The sequence below is a fragment of the Acidovorax sacchari genome, from assembly GCF_042847045.1.
In the GTDB taxonomy this organism is placed as follows: domain Bacteria; phylum Pseudomonadota; class Gammaproteobacteria; order Burkholderiales; family Burkholderiaceae_C; genus Paracidovorax; species Paracidovorax sacchari.
Genome location: NZ_AP035783.1, coordinates 1,383,201 through 1,398,419 on the forward strand (window position 1 = coordinate 1,383,201; position 15,219 = coordinate 1,398,419).

Below are 15,219 nucleotides of genomic sequence, written 5' to 3' on the forward strand. Positions count from 1 at the left end.
AGGGTGGCCGGGGGCCCTCCCGTCAGGCCGATGGCTGTGCCGGGGCGTCCGGCGCCACCGGGTCCGTGGCGTGCGCGGGCGCGGTGGGCTGTGTCTGCGCCGCATCCACCGGCCGGGGCGGCGCGCTGGTCCAGCGCCGCACCACGCGCTGGAAGATGAGTGCGTTGGGGATCTGCAGCAGCACGGGCGCCTCCAGCGTGCCGTGGAAATCCTCGAGCGTGGTGTAGAGCAGGTTGATGTCCACGACGCGGCCTTTGGCGCCCGGCTTTTCAGCGGTGTCCAGCACCTCGATGTAGTCGCCCAGCCGGAAAGGCCCGACGGTGAAGATCAGCAGGGCGCAGAACAGGTTGGAGAGCACGCTCCACGCGGCGAAGAACGCGACCGCGCCCACTGCCGCGAAGCCGGTGAATGCCGTCCACAGCACGGTGGCCGACACCCCCAGCCGTTCCAGCACCAGCAGCACGGCGCTGCCCATGATGATCCAGCGCACCAGGCCGTTGATGGGCACCATGAGCTCGATGGGCCAGTGGTAGTGGCGGCCGGCACGTTCGAGCAGGCGGCGCAGCGTTCGCTGCAGCAGCAAGGCCAGCACCAGGATGAGCACGATCTGGAAGCCCGGCACGATGATGTCGAGCCATTCCTGCATCCAGTCGGGAAGGTAGGTGCGGATCCGGTTCATGGACAGGGGGTGCAAGGCGGTCAGTGTTCGGGAAATGGTTTGGGAAAGAACGGAAGGATGGCTCACCCACGGAGGGAGCATCCCTGCCGGCGAGGGTTCCGCAGGCCGTTCCTGCAGCTGCCTGGGCGGAAAGCGCGCGTGGCGCAGGGGTCAGCCGCGCAATTGCTCGATGGTATCCATCTGCATTTCGAAGCTGAAGAAGCGCGCGCGGCCCTGGGCCTTGGCGGCGTAGAGCGCTTCGTCCGCCCGCATCAGCATGGCTTCGGCGCTGGTGCTGTCGTCCGGCACACAGGTGGTGATGCCGCCCGAGACCGTCAGGCTCGCACCCAGCGGCGAGTCGGGATGCGCGATGGCACGCTGGCTCACGAGCTTGCCGAGCGCGCGCGCGAAGGTCATCGCTCCGGAGCGCGGCGTGTTGGGCAGGATGAGGGCGAACTCCTCGCCGCCGTACCGTGCCGCCACGTCCCGCGGACGCACGCATACCTCCTTCAGCAGCCGGCCCACTTCGCGCAGGCAGGCGTCGCCCTGGACATGCCCCACGGCGTCGTTGAAGCGCTTGAAGTGGTCGAGGTCGCACAGCATCAGCGTGAGCGGCATGCCGTCGCGGCGCGCAGCGAGGATCTCGCTGTGCAGGATGCGGTCGAAGCCGCGCCGGTTGACGAGGCCGGTGAGGGTGTCCACCTCCACCATCTCGTTGAGGCGCTGGTTGGCCAGGTGCAGTTCCTCGGACATGGACACGAGCCTGCGGCGCATGTCCAGCAGGCGCCGCATGGCACGCAGCTTGGCCACCAGCACGATGGGCTTCACGGGCTTGACGAGGTAGTCGTCCCCGCCGGCCTCGATGCCGCGCCAGACATCCAGGTCGCTGTCCAGGCCAGACAGGAAGATGATCGGCGTCCATCCGCCGGCCTCGGCCTCGCGCATCTGCTGGGCGACCCAGTAGCCGTCCTTTTCGTCCGAGAGCCGGATGTCCAGCAGCACCAGGTCGGGGCGCCGCAGCTTGAAGAGCTGCAGTGCCACATCGCTGGAGGCCGCTTCCATCACGTCGGCCACTCCCGCATGCCGGAGTTCGGCCACGAGGGCGGCCCGCACGGAGGCCTGGTCTTCGACGACCATGACGGAGAAGGGCCCTGCCGAAGGGAGGGGATCGCCATGCCGGCCTGGGGCGGCGGGAGAAGTGGGGGGCATGGCGGTCATCGGCCTTCCTCTCTACGGACCGGGCGGTGGGTGCATGGCCGCAGCGGCTTCAATGCTCCCGGCGCAGGGCGGGGAACAGGATCACGTCGCGGATGCTGGGGCTGTCGGTCAGCAGCATCATAAGCCGGTCGATACCGATACCGCAGCCACCGGTGGGAGGCATGCCGTATTCGAGGGCGCGGACGAAATCGTGGTCGAAATACATGGCCTCGTCGTCCCCGCTGTCCTTGGCTTCCACCTGGGACTGGAAGCGGGCGGCCTGGTCTTCCGCGTCGTTGAGCTCGGAGAAACCATTGCCGAACTCGCGGCCCGTGATGTAGAGCTCGAAGCGCTCCGTCACCTCCGGGCGCGTGTCGTTGGCGCGCGCCAGCGGGCTGATCTCGGTCGGGTGTTCCATGATGAAGGTGGGCTGCCAGAGCTTGTCTTCCACCGTTTCCTCGAAGTAGAGCACCTGCAGTCCTGCGAGCGAGCGGGTGGACAGGCGGTCCTTCTCCTCGGAGAGGCCGAGCTTGCGCAGCGCGGCGATCAGCCACGCGGCATCGTCCACGCCGTTGCCGGCCTCGGTGTGGCGCAGGATGGCCTCGCGGATGGTCAGGCGCTCGAAGGGTTGCGACAGGTCCACCGCGCGGCCCTGGTAGGTGAGCTGCAGGCTGCCCGCCGCCTTCGTGGCCGCGTCGCGCACCAGCTGTTCGGTGAAGTCCATCAGGTCGCGGTAGTTCCAGTAGGCCGCGTAGAACTCCATCATCGTGAACTCGGGGTTGTGGCGCACCGAGATGCCTTCGTTGCGGAAGTTGCGGTTGATCTCGAACACGCGCTCGAAGCCGCCGACCACCAGGCGCTTGAGGTAGAGCTCGGGCGCGATGCGCAGGTACATCTCCTGCTCCAGCGCGTTGTGGTGCGTCACGAACGGCTTGGCATTGGCGCCGCCGGGAATGGGGTGGAGCATGGGTGTCTCCACCTCCAGGAAGCCGTGCTGCACCATGAACTCACGGATGCCGCTCACGGCCTTGCTGCGCGCGATGAAGCGCCTGCGGGCCGCCTCGTCGGTCATCAGGTCCACGTAGCGCTGGCGGTACTTCACTTCCTGGTCGGCCACCCCGTGGAACTTGTCGGGCATGGGGCGCAGGCTCTTGGTGAGCAGGCGCAGGTTCGTCACCTTGACCGAGAGCTCGCCGGTCTTGGTCTTCATGAGGGTGCCCTCGGCACCGACGATGTCGCCCAGGTCCCAGTGCTTGAACGCGGCATAGGCTTCTTCGCCGATCGCGTCGCGCGTCACGTAGAGCTGGATGCGGCCATGGGTCGCGCCGAGCGAGCCGTCCTGCACGGTGGCGAAGCTGGCCTTGCCCATGACGCGCTTGAGCATCATGCGGCCGGCAACGCTGACCGGCACGGGGTTGGCTTCGAGCGTTTCTGCCTCGGTCTCCGCGTACTGCACCTGCAGGTCGGCCGCATGGTGCGCGGGCTTGAAGTCATTGGGGAAGGCCACGCCCTTGCCTTGTGCCTGGGCCTCCCGGAGGGACTTGAGCTTGTCGCGGCGCTCGGCGATGAGCTGGTTGTCGTCGGAGGGGGCGGCAGTGGGCGCGGAAGGATTCTGGGGGGGGAGCATAGAAACGAGCGTATGCGCCGTGGTAGCGGCTGGTGGACTGGCTGAACCCGCTATTTTAGTTTTTTGCCCGTCATCCAGCGCACCATGGCCAGCAGAACGGCAGCAGATGTTCCTGCCAGGGTCCATATGTGCGCCACCGGATCGATGCCGGGCCATGCGAGCGGAAGACACAGGACGGCCATTTGCAGCACGTTGAACCCTATGGCGGCCCATGAGAAGGGACGCGCCAGTCCGCGCTGGAACGGCAAATGGCCGTACGCAGCGAAAAGGCAGGCGCATCCCTGCCAGATCACCAGCGCCGGCAGATAGCCTTCCAGGCCCTGCCATGCGGATGGAATCCACCGTGCATGGAGCGCCCAGGCGGCGGCCAGGCCCGCCAGCATGGTGCAGGCCGCGCCCGACAGCCCGATTCGCAGCGACAGCGTGGCATGCTCGCGCCCCTGTGAAAGCAGCACCTGGGGCCACGCGGCGTACACCACGGCAGGCAGCAGTCCCAGCAGCCGCAGCAGAACGGCCAGGTAGCTTGCCTCCGTGGCCCCATGGAAGCGCTGCCACATGACGAGAACCGCCATGCCCGCCGCGGCATCGGCAGCGGTGTGCGCGATGCGCAGGATCGGGCCCCGGTCGTCCTGCTGGGACGGGCGCGTTTCTCCTGGCATGCGACGGGCGCCCTCCGGCGGGGCCGGCAGGGTGCGTGCATCGCGCGCGGGACGCAACAGCCAGAGCGCGCCGATCGCGTAACTGCCAGCCGCCGCCGCGAAGAGCGCCGTGGCACCGGCGCCAGGCAGGAGCAGTCCTGCACTGCCGGCCGCCGCGAGCGCGGCGAGCGGAGGGACCGACCGGGCCAGCGCGGCCGACTGCGCGGACGCCGTGCGCAGGGCCCACGGCTGTGCCATGTACCAGCCCAGCTGCAGCAGTGCCAGGAGGGCCGCCCAGGCCAGGCATGCGCCGGGGCGTCCCAGGTCCGCCAGCCAGACGGCCGCCGCCGCGATCGGAAGCAGGAGGGTCCAGCGCCACAGGCTGGCGCGCATGGCTTCCCGGAGGGCCAGGCCCGGAGGGTGGTGGATGTTGGCGAGGAACCGCAGCTGGCTCTGGGCAAGTGCGAGCGTCATCCAGAAGAAGCCGATCTGGCTCACCACCGTGAAAAGTCCCACCTCCCGGGGCTGGAAAAGCCGCAGCATGAGCAGGCCGAAGAGCCCCTGGGCTGCGAGCGAGACGGCGCTCGCGGCTGCGATATGCGTCGTGGTGCCGAGCAGTTTCATGCGCGCTCCTGCCACCGGCGCCATATGTGCATGCGGGCCAGCAGTGCATTCCAGGCATGCGCCTCCATCGGTGGGACGGTGCGGGGCCGCTGGTCCAGGCCGGGTCCCAGCAGATCCGCATAACGCGCCACCGTCGCTTTTGCGGGAAGGTAGATGAACCGCGCGCCCGACCTGCGCTCGAATTCCCGCACCCACGGGTAGTCGGTGGAGACGGTGGGCAGTCCGACTGCGCAGTATTCGAGCAGCTTGGTGGAGGTCTGCCGGTCGTAGGGTGGGCATGCCGGCACCAGGTTCAGGCCGTAGCGCGCCTGCGCGAGCAGGGCCGGGACATCGCCCTGCGGCACGCGTCCCACCATCGTCACGTTGGGCAGACGGCCCATTGCGGCCCGCAGATCAGAGGGCGGCTCCCCTATGAGCAGCAGCGTGCGTCCGGCCGGTGCCAGGGCTTGCAGCAGCGGCGCGAAGCCGCGCAGCCGGTGCATGTCTCCGAGGTAGGCAAAATCGAAATTCGTGCCGGGCGGCGTGCCGGAGTGCGACAGGAAGGCCGCCGGTACGCCCATGTCGCGGTATTCGAACGGAATCCCGTCGCTGAACCCGAGCCGTTGGCGCACCCAGGCGTTCTGGAAGATCCGGTAATCCGGGGTGGGCTGGCGCCATGACTTGATCCTGTCCTTGAGCCAGGCGCAGGGCGGCACCGATGCCGACGCGTATTCATGCACGTGGAATGCCCCGGAATGGCGCCGGGCGTCGGCCGGGGGCACGAGTCCGCAGATCCACCACAGTACCTCGGCATCGCCGGGTACCGTGTCGGGATGGCTGTGCAGCACGGCCTGGTGTCCGGATTGCTGCAGGAATGCGGAGTACGCCCCCAGTTCCGGCAGGTAGGCTTGCCCGGAATGGATGAAATGGATCAGCATCGTCCGGATGCCTCCCGCAGCACCGACTGCCACCCCGCCAGGAAGTCCGCATGCCGGTACTGCTCCAGAATGCGCTGCAGATCCGCCTGCACGGTCGCGGCGGGCACTCGCAGCGTGGCGAGCACGGCATCGGCCAGGGCCTGCGCCGAGCTCTCGCGCGCGAGCAGGTAAGGTGCGTGGTCCTGCAGCATTTCCTGCAGGGCCGGTATGGGTACGCCGACGCAGGGCACCCCCATCGACAGCGATTCCAGCGCGGCCATGGGGCAGCCTTCATAGCGCGAAGCGAGCAGGGTCAGATCCTGTTCGCGGCAAAATCCGGCACTGTCGTCCACATGTCCCAGCCATCGAAGCCGTCCCGCCTGCTGCAGGTCCTTCGAGGCGGTTTCCAGGGCGCCGCGCAAAGGCCCGTCGCCTGCCAACGACAGGTGGAATTCGGGAGGCAGCCTGCGCAGGGTCTCCAGGAGCAACTGCGGGTTTTTTTCGACGGACAGGCGCCCCATGTAGCCCATGCGTACGGGGCCGTGTCTTCCCATGGCCAGTGCCGACTGCGCAGGGGCGGAGGACGGCGGGGCCGGGTTGTGCACGACGCGCAGCACGGGAGATCTCCGGCTGCCACCCCCCATGAACCGCTGGAACGCCGCTTGCGATGCTCCGGAGACGAACACGCAATGCGAGACACGCCCGTAGAGCCAGCGCAGCCACGCCTGCTTTCCGGCTCCGGCGCGGGCCTGCGCCAGCACCGTATCCACCGGCCCGTGCACCCACACCACGGAGCGCCTGCGCGTCGCGAGGCCCAGGGCCCAGGCCACGTAGGCCGGGCGGAAATTGTGCGCGGCGAGCAGCACATCGCTGCGCCGGGCTGCCGCGAGCAGGGCCGCCCCCCTCTGCGGCGCGGCATGCTGGATGTCCACCGGCCAGCCCGCAGCGCGCAACCCTTCGACCAGCGTCCGGGTGACCGTCGCGACACCTCCTGCCTCCGGTGCGTCGTGCAGCAGGCAGATGCGCGGGGGTGTGCGAGTGCCTGGGGATAATCGGGACATGGATGCAATCTCCGGATACTTATCGGGCGAAGACTTCGATGACGACTATCGCTATCGGCCCCGGATGGCCTTCGCTTCGCTGGCGCGCGGCGACCTGCTCGAACAATGGTGTGCCGGGCGATCGGTTCTGCATGTGGGGTTTGCCGATCACCAGCCGCTGATCGCCGCGCGGGTGGCCGATGGCGGCTGGCTGCATGCGCGCCTGAGCCGCAGCGCGCGCCAGTGCCATGGCATCGATATCAACCGGCAGGCGGTGGAGGCGGCCCGGCTCCTCGGATTCCAGCATGTGCACGCGCTGGACATCCACGCCGCGGATTCCGAAGGCTTCCTGCGGGGACTCGGTGTGGATCTCGTCATGGTTCCCGATGTGCTCGAGCATCTGGGCGATCCCGCGGCGTTCATGGCGCGGCTCGCGCAGATTTTTCCCGCCGCGGATTTCGTGGTGTCCGTGCCGAACGGACTTGCATTGCGCAATGCGGTGAACATGCTGGGCGGCGTCGAGCGCGTCAACACCGATCACCGGGCCTGGTTCTCGCCCTACACCCTGAGCAAGGTGCTGGCCGATGCCGGCCTGAGTGTCGAGGAGTTGCGCGGGTGCATGGTCAGTCCGGCAGGCAGCCTCAAGGGGCGCCTGCTGCGGGGCCTCGTGCGCCGGCGGCCGCTGGGAGCGGACGTGCTGGTCGCACGCGCGCGGGTGGGGATGTCCTGACGCCACGCTGCTACCGGGAGCCGAATCCGCTGGCCACGATGCGCAGGGTCTTCCAGGCGATCAGCAGATCCAGTGCCACGGAATAGTGCGCGACGTAGTAGAGGTCGTAACTGAGCTTGATGGCGGTCAGCTCCTCGCTGTCCGCGTAGCCCTGCTGTACCTGCGCCCAGCCGGTCAGGCCGGGACGCACCAGGTGGCGGTAGGGGTAGGCGGGGATGCGTTCCGCGAAGCTGTGCACGAATTCCGCCTGTTCGGGCCGCGGGCCGATCAGGCTCATGTCGCCCCGCAGGACGTTCCACAACTGGGGAAGCTCGTCGAGGCGGGTGCGGCGTATGAAGCGACCCACCGGCGTGATGCGATCGTCGTTGGGCTGCGCGAAACGCGCGCCCTGCTCCGCTGGCGCATGGCGCATGCTGCGCAGCTTCCAGATGCAGAACTCGCGCCCGTTGCGGCCCACGCGCAACTGCGAGAAGAGCATGGGGCCCGCGGAATCCAGCTTCACAGCCACGCCCGCGGCCAAGCACAGGGGAAGCCAAAGCGGCAGTGTGGCCAGCGTGACGGCCAGGTCCACCATGCGCTTGATCGTGTCGTAGGCCGGGTTGCCGTCCAGCGTCCACAGATCCTGTGCATGGTTTTCAGGCAGCACCATCCGGCCGCTCAGCAGTTCGGCCACCGCTTCGACACTGTAGAGGCGGATGTGCTGCAGCCGCAAACCGCTGATTTTCCGATCGCGGGCCGCGTGGGAGGGGGCATGCCGGTCCAGCACCACGCCCGCCCAGCCCCAGGCGGTCGCGTCGTCGAGACCCCGTTCCGGCCAGGGTACGAGCATGATGTCCTTTCTGCGAGCTTCGTCTGCGCCGGGACCCAGGAGCGCCTGCAGGCGCTGCGGGACCGTATCGTCCAGACAGATCAGGCACAGTCCGTGCCGGCGCAGGTCGCGCCAATGGCCGGCCAGGAACCAGGCCAGCGACAGCAGGTACGACAGCAACACGGCTCCCCGGGAATAGGGGCGCTGCAGCAGCGCAAAGCCGAGCGGAGCCGCCAGGTACGGCACGGCCGTCGCCACGAAGAGGAAGCTCCTGCCCTCGAAACGCGGGAGGTGGGCGCCGCTGTACAGCCAGTAGGATGCGATGGCGTAGGGGATGGCGCACCACAGGACGGTTGCGGGGAACTGGTAGGTCGCCCAGCCGCGGCGCTGCAGTTCCAGACCGGTCAGATAGGCTGCGAGCAGCATGACCGTTCCCGCCAGCGACCAGCGCAGCACCGCGCCTTGCCTGTGCGCCGTGGAAGATCCGAGTTCGCGGTGGGGAATGCTGTTCATGCGATTCAGGAGCGGGGATGCCGCAGGGCAGCGGCATAGACGTCGCGCACTGCAGACGCCATGCGCTCGGCGGTGTAGTGCCGTTCGTAGCGCTGCCGGGCGGCAGCGCCGAGCCGGGCGCGCAGCGCGGGGGACTCTACCAATTGTCGCAGTGCAGTGGCGAGGGCTTCCGGGTCCGCGGGCACGAGCAGGGCGTGCCCGGGTTCGGGCAGCAGCTCCCGCACGCCGGGCAGATCACTGGCCACGATCGCCATGCCCGCACGCATCGCCTCGATGAGCGAGATGGGCAATCCTTCATGGTCCGACATGAGCACGAATATCCCGTGGCGTGCGAGCTGGTCGGGTACATCGTCCACGTCGCCCTTGAAATCGACCGACGACTGCAGGCCGAGCCGGGCTGCCAGCGCTTCGTGCGCCGGCCTGTCGGGGCCGTCCCCGATGAGGGTGGCGTAGCAGTCCTGTCCGGTCGTGTCCCTCAGCCGGGCCAGGGCATGCAGCAGCAGGTCGTGCCGCTTCGGCGGGGCCATGCGGGCGACCATGGCGATCGAAGTGCTTTCGCGCTTCGATGCCGTGGCATCGGACGGTGCGGCGATGTCGTCAACGCCATTCACGACAGTGTCCAGGCGTCCGACCGGCAGCGGCAGGCTGCGCGCAAGGGCACGCTCGTGCTCCGAGACGCACACCATGCGTCGGGTGAGCGGGGCCAGCAGCGCCTCGGTGGTCCAGGCCATCGCCCGGCGCGGCCAGGCATTGCCGGCCTTGAATGCGAAGCCGTGCACGGTATAGACGACGGGAACACCCGACAGCGCTCCAGCGAGACGCGCTACCACGCCCGCCATGGCGCTGTGGGCGTGCAGCAGGTCCGGGGACTCCGTTCGCACGATGCGGAGCAGATCGCGCGTGGCCCGCAGGAGGCGGACCGGTCGCAACCCGTTGTCCAGCACGGGAATGCCGTGCACCCGCAGGCCCAGCGTTTCCAGATCCCTTCCCAGCGGGGAGCGCGGGCCGGCCCCGCCGATGGCGGCCTGCACGGCCACACCCTGCTTGGAGAGCGCGGCGCACAATGTGCGCACGTGGCTCTGCGCTCCTCCCGTTTCGCCTTTGGTGATGACCTGCAGGGCTTTCACGGCGTGCGCATGCCGGGCGCTGGCCGAATGGCGCGGAGCCTGCTCATGGCGCGATGCCCGTGCGGTCCAGCACGTCGCCCACGAGCTCGAGCCGCAGCAACGGGCTGTCGAGCTGCATGAGCTGCTGCTTCAGGTCGATCGGCACCGGCAGCAGCTCGCACCAGCGGTTGGCCACCCAGCCGCAGTCGTCCAGCTGGGCGGCGCTGGGCAGGGACAGGCTGGCGTCGTCGGGGTTGCGGTCGCGCAGGCGTGCCAGCACCTGTTCCAGGGCCGCCGCGGCCTTGCGCAGGTCCGGTGGCACGGGCACGGCCACGTCCGGCGGCAACTGCTCGATGTCGGCGATCCAGAGACCGTGCGGCAGCAACTGGCGGCGCACGATGCGGAACCGCTCCGACCCCTGGGCTTTCATGGCGATGAGCCCGGGGTGGGAATCGTCGAGTTCCGAGATGGCCGCCAGCGTGCCCACGTCGTGGAATTTCTCGGGCGCCGCGCCGGCCTGGCGCACCTCGTGGCCGTCCGTGAGGGCCACCACGCCGAAGGGTGCGCCGGCCTGGCGGCATTTGCGCACCATGTCCAGGTAGCGCACTTCGAACACCCGCAGGGCCAGCAGGCCGCCCGGGAAGAGCACCGTGCCCAGGGGGAACAGCGGCAGCGAACTGAGCGTGAGCGGCGCCTGGGGCGGGGGCTCGTGGGGAGGTGGGGCGAAGGTCATGGGCGGGGCCTGTACGGCCCGCTATCATCCCACGGCGAACGGGCCCGCGACGGGCCCGCCTATGACGAGGTCCCATGCTCTTCCAGATTGCTTCTTTCCTGCTGGACGTGATCGGCGGCCTGCTCACCGGCGCCTGCCTGCTGCGCCTGTACATGCAGGCGCAGCGCGTTCCCTTTTCCAACCCGGTCGGCCGGCTGGTCTTCGCCCTCAGCGACTGGCTGGTGATGCCGCTGCGCCGCATCATCCCGCCCACCGGCCGCTGGGACTGGTCCAGCTTCGTGGCGGGGCTGTTGATCCAGCTGGCGCAGTACCTGCTGCTGTGGCTGCTGCTCGGCGGCCTGCTGGGCCTGGCCTGGCTGCCCTGGATGGCCCTCTTCGGACTGGCGCGTGTGGCGGTCTCCGGGATGATGGGCCTGCTCATCGTCGGCGCGATCCTTTCCTGGGTGCAGACGCGCTCGCCGATCGCGGATGTCATCGGGCGCCTCTGCGACCCGATCCTGCGGCCCCTGCGCCGCGTGGTTCCCCTGCTGGGCGGGGGGGATCTTTCGCCGCTCGTGGCCATCGTCCTGCTGCAGGTGGTGATGATCGTGCTGGGCCACCTGCAGGGCGCCGTGATGCGATAGGCGCAAAAAAAGCCGCCGCACCCTTTCCGGGGCCGGCGGCTTTTTTTTCGTGTGGCGGTGGCTCAGGCGACCGAGTCGGCCGGCAGGCGCTGCAGCATGGCCAGGCTCTTGGCGACGGTATTGCGCAGTTCGCGGCGGTCGCAGATGAAGTCCACGGCGCCCTTGGTCTGCAGGAACTCGGCCCGCTGGAAGCCTTCTGGAAGCGTCACACGCACGGTGGATTCGATCACGCGCGGGCCCGCGAAGCCGATGAGCGCCTTGGGCTCGGCGATCACGATGTCGCCCACGAAGGCGAAACCGGCCGAAACCCCGCCCATGGTCGGGTCGGTCAGCACGCTGATGTAGGGCAGGCCCTTCTTGGCGAGCCGGGTGAGCGCAGCATTCGTCTTGGCCATCTGCATGAGCGACAGCAGGCCTTCCTGCATGCGCGCGCCGCCGGTGGCGGTGAAGCAGATGAACGGCACCTTCTGCTCGATGGCGGTTTCCACGCCGCGCACGAAGCGCTCGCCCACCACGCTGCCCATGGAGCCGCCCATGAAATCGAACTCGAAGCAGGCCGCGACGACGTTGATGCTCTTGACCGAGCCGCCCATCACGATCAGCGCGTCGGTCTCGCCGGTGTTCTCCAGCGCTTCCTTCAGGCGCTCGGTGTACTTGCGGCTGTCCTTGAACTTGAGCGCATCCACCGGCAGCACTTCCTGGCCGATCTCGTAGCGGCCTTCCGGGTCGAGGAAGGCGTCGAGGCGCGCGCGGGCATTGATGCGGTGGTGGTGGCTGCAATGCGGGCAGACGTTCTGGTTGTGCTCCAGGTCGGTCTTGTAGAGCACGGTCTCGCAGCTCGGGCACTTGATCCACAGCCCCTCGGGCACCTGGCGGCGCTCCGTCGGGTCGGACTGCTGGATCTTGGACGGCAGAAGTTTTTCGAGCCAGGACATGGTGTATTCCTCAAAATGAATGGCAGACCGCAGCGCCACAACGTTCAAAACCGGCGCGGCCCAGGCCAGTGGACGCCGTGGGGCCGGCTCCGCCGGCCCACCGGCGTCGTCCCCCTTCCCGCGCAAAGCGCGAGAAAAGGGGGAAGCGGCAAAGCCGCTCAGGGGGATGATCCCTGGATTCTACGTGTCGAGCGCCTTGCGCACCCCCCGCAGGAAGTCGATGGCCAGGGGCACGACCCGCTCGTGGGGCTGATCGTCCAGCAACTGGATGATGCGGCTGCCGATCACCACGGCATCCGCGACGCGGCCGATGGCCTGCGCGGTGGCCGCATCGCGGATGCCGAAACCCACGCCGACGGGGATGTGCACATGGCGGCGGATCACCGGCAGCATGGCTTCCACGGCCGAGGTGTCGAGGGCGCCCGAGCCGGTCACGCCCTTGAGCGAAACGTAGTACACGTAGCCGCTCGCGACGCGCGCCACCTGCTGCATGCGCTGCTCCGTGCTGGTGGGCGCCAGCAGGAAGATCAGGTCCATGCCATGCGCGCGCAGCCTGGCGGCGAAGTCCTCGCACTCTTCGGGAGGGTAATCCACGATCAGTACCCCGTCCACGCCGGCCTCGGCCGCATCGCGCACGAAGGCGTTGTCTCCGTGGCGCTGGTCGTAGCGTTCCACCGGGTTGGCGTAGCCCATGAGCACCACCGGGGTTTTCGTGTTGCGCTGGCGGAACTCGCGCACGTAGCCGAGCACCTGGGCCATGCCCACGCCCAGGGAGAGGGCCTTCTCCCCGGCCTTCTGGATCACCGGGCCGTCGGCCATGGGGTCGGAGAACGGCACGCCGAGCTCGATCACATCGGCGCCGGCCTCCACCATGCCGTGCATCAGCGCAGGCGTGATGTCCGCGAACGGGAAGCCGGCGGTCACGTAGGGGATGAGGGCCTTGCGGCCGCGGGCCTGCAGTTCGGCGAAGGTCGCCGCGATGCGGCCCTGTGCGGGCTCCATGGCTGCCACGGGCGCGGAGGTCGTCATGTCGGTGCTCATGCTGCGGGTCCTCCCTTGACGGCATGGCCCCGCATGGACGGGCGGTCGTAGAAATCCACCCCAGAGAGATCCGCCACCGTGCCGATGTCCTTGTCGCCACGGCCCGACAGGTTCACGAGGATGGATTGGTCGGTGCGCAGGGTCTTGGCGAGCTGCATCGCGTAGGCCACGGCATGGCTGGATTCCAGCGCCGGGATGATGCCCTCGGTGCGGCAGAGGTAGTGGAAGGCGTCGAGCGCTTCCCTGTCGGTGATGCCCACGTACTCGGCGCGGCCGATCTCCTGTAGCCAGGCATGCTCGGGCCCGACGCCGGGATAGTCCAGGCCGGCGCTGATGCTGTGGGTCTCGGTGATCTGGCCGTTCTCGTCCTGCAGGATGAAGGTGCGGTTCCCGTGCAGCACGCCCGCGCTGCCGCGCTGCAGCGATGCCGAATGCTTGCCGCTGTCCAGCCCCTCGCCGGCAGCCTCCACGCCGATGAGGCGCGTCTTCTCGTGCGGGATGTAGGGATGGAAGATGCCCATGGCATTGCTGCCGCCGCCCACGCAGGCGATCACCGCGTCGGGGTGCTCGGCGGCGATGCGCTGCTCGGCCAGCATGCCGGGCATCTGCGCGAGGCATTCGGTGCCGATCACGCTCTGGAAGTCACGCACCATCATGGGATAGGGATGCGGGCCCGCCACCGTGCCGATGATGTAGAAGGTGTTGTCCACGTTCGCGACCCAGTCGCGCATGGCCTCGTTGAGCGCGTCCTTGAGCGTGCGGCTGCCCGAATCAACGGGCACCACGGTGGCGCCCAGCAGCTTCATGCGATAGACGTTCGGGCTCTGGCGCTTCACGTCTTCCGCGCCCATGTACACCACGCATTCGAGACCATAGCGCGCGCAGATGGTGGCCGTGGCCACGCCGTGCTGGCCTGCACCGGTCTCGGCGATCACGCGCGGCTTGCCCATCCGGCGGGCGAGCATGGCCTGGCCGATCACGTTGTTGATCTTGTGCGCGCCCGTGTGGTTGAGGTCTTCCCGCTTGAGGAAGATCTGCGCGCCACCCATCTCGCGGCTCATGCGCGCGGCATGGTAGACGGGCGAGGGCCGGCCCACGAAGTGCGCGAGTTCGCTGTGGAATTCCTTCAGGAAGTCCGGGTCGTTCTGGTAGCGCGCATACGCCTCGCGCAGTTCGGTGAGGGCATGCGTGAGCGTCTCGCTCGCGAAACTGCCGCCATAGCGGCCGAAGTGGCCCGAAGCGTCGGGCTGTTGGTAGGAAAGCATCAATCGTTCTTCGCAAAATGCCCATCGGCCGCGCGCACGGCGGCGATGAAGCGTTGGATCTTGCCGGCGTCCTTGATGCCCCGCAGCGGACGGCCGTCGGGGTCTTCGGCTTCCACGCCGGAACTGACGTCAACCGCGAGCGAAAGGCCGCGCGGCCGCACCTGCAAGATGCCATCGGTCACGTTTGCAGGCGTGAGTCCACCAGACAAAACGAGGTGAGAGCCGACGCTTGGTGGAAGGAGTGACCAATTGAATGCCTTGCCGCCGCCGCCATAGCCTTCGACGTGGGCGTCGAGCAGGATGGCCTGGGCGCGTGAGTATTGGTGGGCGAATTGTACGAGGTCGAACGCCGGCGCGTGCGCGTCCAGGGGAATGCGGGCCGCGCGCACGAAGGGTCGCCGTCCCGCGCTCGCGGCCTCCTGGCAGGCCTCGGGGCTTTCGTCGCCGTGGAACTGCAGGGTGGCGCCGGGGACCTCGTCGCAGGCGGCCGCCACTTCCGCGGCTTCGGCATTCACGAACAGGAGCACGGGCGTGACGAAGGGAGGCAGGCGGCGCGCGAGCGCGGCGGCCCGCTGCACGGTCACCGCGCGCGGGCTCTTCGGATACATCACGAATCCCACCGCATCGGCCCCGGCCTGAACGGCGGCGTCCAGGTCCTGCTCGCGGGTGATGCCGCAGATCTTGATGCGCGTGCGCGGGGCTGGAGCGTCGCCGCGCCGGCTGTCCGGCAGGGGCGTGTCAGTGGCGGATGAAGGCTTGGGCGAAGACATGGAGGTATGCGGATG

15 protein-coding genes are annotated in these 15,219 nt (G+C 68.6%); 2 read left to right on the forward strand and 13 right to left on the reverse strand.

What is annotated here, in order from left to right; all coding sequences use genetic code 11:
- Positions 1–22 precede the first annotated feature (22 nt).
- From ACGHC0_RS06200 to ACGHC0_RS06225, 6 genes are all read right to left on the reverse strand, one after another.
- Positions 23–679, reverse strand: a complete 657-nt coding sequence (locus ACGHC0_RS06200) for a mechanosensitive ion channel domain-containing protein (RefSeq protein ID WP_368355589.1) — start codon at positions 677–679, stop codon at positions 23–25.
- Positions 680–829: 150 nt separating this feature from the next.
- On the reverse strand, positions 830–1,867 hold the full coding sequence (locus tag ACGHC0_RS06205) for a diguanylate cyclase domain-containing protein (protein ID WP_368355590.1): 1,038 nt from the start codon (positions 1,865–1,867) through the stop codon (positions 830–832).
- 58 nt (positions 1,868–1,925) lie between these two features.
- The gene (gene lysS / locus ACGHC0_RS06210) at positions 1,926–3,482 is read right to left on the reverse strand and encodes a lysine--tRNA ligase (RefSeq protein ID WP_415267703.1); all 1,557 of its coding nucleotides are present in this window, start codon (positions 3,480–3,482) and stop codon (positions 1,926–1,928) included.
- Positions 3,483–3,532: 50 nt separating this feature from the next.
- The gene (locus ACGHC0_RS06215) at positions 3,533–4,744 is read right to left on the reverse strand and encodes a hypothetical protein (RefSeq protein WP_368354460.1); all 1,212 of its coding nucleotides are present in this window, start codon (positions 4,742–4,744) and stop codon (positions 3,533–3,535) included.
- Positions 4,741–5,661 carry a glycosyltransferase gene (locus ACGHC0_RS06220; RefSeq protein ID WP_368354461.1) on the reverse strand — a complete coding sequence of 307 codons (921 nt, stop codon included), beginning with the start codon at positions 5,659–5,661 and terminating at the stop codon, positions 4,741–4,743. The genes ACGHC0_RS06215 and ACGHC0_RS06220 overlap by 4 nt, the downstream gene beginning before the upstream one ends.
- Entirely contained in the window at positions 5,655–6,701 is a 1,047-nt protein-coding gene (locus tag ACGHC0_RS06225; protein WP_368354462.1) for a glycosyltransferase, read from the reverse strand. Before ACGHC0_RS06225 ends, ACGHC0_RS06220 begins: the two co-directional genes overlap by 7 nt.
- Between ACGHC0_RS06225 and ACGHC0_RS06230 the strand changes: the two genes are divergently transcribed.
- Entirely contained in the window at positions 6,700–7,410 is a 711-nt protein-coding gene (locus ACGHC0_RS06230; RefSeq protein WP_368354463.1) for a class I SAM-dependent methyltransferase, read from the forward strand. The two genes, ACGHC0_RS06225 and ACGHC0_RS06230, sit on opposite strands and share 2 nt — an antisense overlap.
- A 10-nt stretch (positions 7,411–7,420) precedes the next feature.
- Here the strand turns inward: ACGHC0_RS06230 and ACGHC0_RS06235 are convergent, their stop codons facing one another.
- The 3 genes from ACGHC0_RS06235 to ACGHC0_RS06245 are packed head-to-tail and all read right to left on the reverse strand — an operon-like array spanning position 7,421 to position 10,570.
- Positions 7,421–8,731 carry a sugar transferase gene (locus ACGHC0_RS06235; RefSeq protein WP_368354464.1) on the reverse strand — a complete coding sequence of 437 codons (1,311 nt, stop codon included), beginning with the start codon at positions 8,729–8,731 and terminating at the stop codon, positions 7,421–7,423.
- 5 nt (positions 8,732–8,736) lie between these two features.
- Positions 8,737–9,858, reverse strand: a complete 1,122-nt coding sequence (locus ACGHC0_RS06240; RefSeq protein ID WP_368354465.1) for a glycosyltransferase — start codon at positions 9,856–9,858, stop codon at positions 8,737–8,739.
- Between the two features lie 43 nt (positions 9,859–9,901).
- Positions 9,902–10,570 carry an LON peptidase substrate-binding domain-containing protein gene (locus ACGHC0_RS06245; protein ID WP_368354466.1) on the reverse strand — a complete coding sequence of 223 codons (669 nt, stop codon included), beginning with the start codon at positions 10,568–10,570 and terminating at the stop codon, positions 9,902–9,904.
- 74 nt (positions 10,571–10,644) lie between these two features.
- Between ACGHC0_RS06245 and ACGHC0_RS06250 the strand changes: the two genes are divergently transcribed.
- Positions 10,645–11,193: a YggT family protein gene (locus ACGHC0_RS06250; protein WP_368354467.1), complete on the forward strand. Its 549-nt coding sequence runs from the start codon at positions 10,645–10,647 to the stop codon at positions 11,191–11,193.
- A gap of 62 nt (positions 11,194–11,255) precedes the next feature.
- On the opposite strand, the gene accD is transcribed toward ACGHC0_RS06250, so the two are convergent.
- The 4 genes from accD to ACGHC0_RS06270 form a co-directional block, all read right to left on the reverse strand.
- Positions 11,256–12,128, reverse strand: a complete 873-nt coding sequence (accD, locus tag ACGHC0_RS06255; protein WP_368354468.1) for an acetyl-CoA carboxylase, carboxyltransferase subunit beta — start codon at positions 12,126–12,128, stop codon at positions 11,256–11,258.
- Between the two features lie 180 nt (positions 12,129–12,308).
- The gene (trpA, locus tag ACGHC0_RS06260) at positions 12,309–13,169 is read right to left on the reverse strand and encodes a tryptophan synthase subunit alpha (protein ID WP_405045327.1); all 861 of its coding nucleotides are present in this window, start codon (positions 13,167–13,169) and stop codon (positions 12,309–12,311) included.
- Complete coding sequence (gene trpB / locus ACGHC0_RS06265; protein WP_368354469.1) at positions 13,166–14,434, reverse strand: tryptophan synthase subunit beta; 1,269 nt, start codon at positions 14,432–14,434, stop codon at positions 13,166–13,168. Before trpB ends, trpA begins: the two co-directional genes overlap by 4 nt.
- Positions 14,434–15,204: a phosphoribosylanthranilate isomerase gene (locus tag ACGHC0_RS06270; RefSeq protein WP_415267704.1), complete on the reverse strand. Its 771-nt coding sequence runs from the start codon at positions 15,202–15,204 to the stop codon at positions 14,434–14,436. Before ACGHC0_RS06270 ends, trpB begins: the two co-directional genes overlap by 1 nt.
- Positions 15,205–15,219: the final 15 nt, after the last annotated feature.